1 protein-coding gene is annotated in these 2,000 nt (G+C 48.8%); it reads left to right on the plus strand.

Going from position 1 to position 2,000, the window contains the following annotated elements:
• Positions 1–196 precede the first annotated feature (196 nt).
• A complete protein-coding gene (locus AC2D8P_RS16465) occupies positions 197–1,057 on the plus strand; it encodes a broad-spectrum class A beta-lactamase TEM-116 (protein WP_000027050.1) in 861 nt (286 codons plus the stop codon).
• Positions 1,058–2,000: the final 943 nt, after the last annotated feature.

Genomic DNA, 2,000 nt, shown 5'->3' on the forward strand with positions numbered 1-2,000 from the left:
ATCGGGCCTCGTGATACGCCTATTTTTATAGGTTAATGTCATGATAATAATGGTTTCTTAGACGTCAGGTGGCACTTTTCGGGGAAATGTGCGCGGAACCCCTATTTGTTTATTTTTCTAAATACATTCAAATATGTATCCGCTCATGAGACAATAACCCTGATAAATGCTTCAATAATATTGAAAAAGGAAGAGTATGAGTATTCAACATTTCCGTGTCGCCCTTATTCCCTTTTTTGCGGCATTTTGCCTTCCTGTTTTTGCTCACCCAGAAACGCTGGTGAAAGTAAAAGATGCTGAAGATCAGTTGGGTGCACGAGTGGGTTACATCGAACTGGATCTCAACAGCGGTAAGATCCTTGAGAGTTTTCGCCCCGAAGAACGTTTTCCAATGATGAGCACTTTTAAAGTTCTGCTATGTGGCGCGGTATTATCCCGTATTGACGCCGGGCAAGAGCAACTCGGTCGCCGCATACACTATTCTCAGAATGACTTGGTTGAGTACTCACCAGTCACAGAAAAGCATCTTACGGATGGCATGACAGTAAGAGAATTATGCAGTGCTGCCATAACCATGAGTGATAACACTGCGGCCAACTTACTTCTGACAACGATCGGAGGACCGAAGGAGCTAACCGCTTTTTTGCACAACATGGGGGATCATGTAACTCGCCTTGATCGTTGGGAACCGGAGCTGAATGAAGCCATACCAAACGACGAGCGTGACACCACGATGCCTGTAGCAATGGCAACAACGTTGCGCAAACTATTAACTGGCGAACTACTTACTCTAGCTTCCCGGCAACAATTAATAGACTGGATGGAGGCGGATAAAGTTGCAGGACCACTTCTGCGCTCGGCCCTTCCGGCTGGCTGGTTTATTGCTGATAAATCTGGAGCCGGTGAGCGTGGGTCTCGCGGTATCATTGCAGCACTGGGGCCAGATGGTAAGCCCTCCCGTATCGTAGTTATCTACACGACGGGGAGTCAGGCAACTATGGATGAACGAAATAGACAGATCGCTGAGATAGGTGCCTCACTGATTAAGCATTGGTAACTGTCAGACCAAGTTTACTCATATATACTTTAGATTGATTTAAAACTTCATTTTTAATTTAAAAGGATCTAGGTGAAGATCCTTTTTGATAATCTCATGACCAAAATCCCTTAACGTGAGTTTTCGTTCCACTGAGCGTCAGACCCCGTAGAAAAGATCAAAGGATCTTCTTGAGATCCTTTTTTTCTGCGCGTAATCTGCTGCTTGCAAACAAAAAAACCACCGCTACCAGCGGTGGTTTGTTTGCCGGATCAAGAGCTACCAACTCTTTTTCCGAAGGTAACTGGCTTCAGCAGAGCGCAGATACCAAATACTGTTCTTCTAGTGTAGCCGTAGTTAGGCCACCACTTCAAGAACTCTGTAGCACCGCCTACATACCTCGCTCTGCTAATCCTGTTACCAGTGGCTGCTGCCAGTGGCGATAAGTCGTGTCTTACCGGGTTGGACTCAAGACGATAGTTACCGGATAAGGCGCAGCGGTCGGGCTGAACGGGGGGTTCGTGCACACAGCCCAGCTTGGAGCGAACGACCTACACCGAACTGAGATACCTACAGCGTGAGCTATGAGAAAGCGCCACGCTTCCCGAAGGGAGAAAGGCGGACAGGTATCCGGTAAGCGGCAGGGTCGGAACAGGAGAGCGCACGAGGGAGCTTCCAGGGGGAAACGCCTGGTATCTTTATAGTCCTGTCGGGTTTCGCCACCTCTGACTTGAGCGTCGATTTTTGTGATGCTCGTCAGGGGGGCGGAGCCTATGGAAAAACGCCAGCAACGCGGCCTTTTTACGGTTCCTGGCCTTTTGCTGGCCTTTTGCTCACATGTTCTTTCCTGCGTTATCCCCTGATTCTGTGGATAACCGTATTACCGCCTTTGAGTGAGCTGATACCGCTCGCCGCAGCCGAACGACCGAGCGCAGCGAGTCAGTGAGCGAGGAAGCGGAAGGAT

The organism is Roseovarius sp. YIN77 (genome assembly GCF_057219155.1).

Excerpts from the sequence above, each read along its gene's own strand:
- AC2D8P_RS16465 (WP_000027050.1), top strand. The coding sequence starts at position 197 with ATGAGTATTCAACATTTCCGTGTCGCCCTTATTCCCTTTTTTGCGGCA.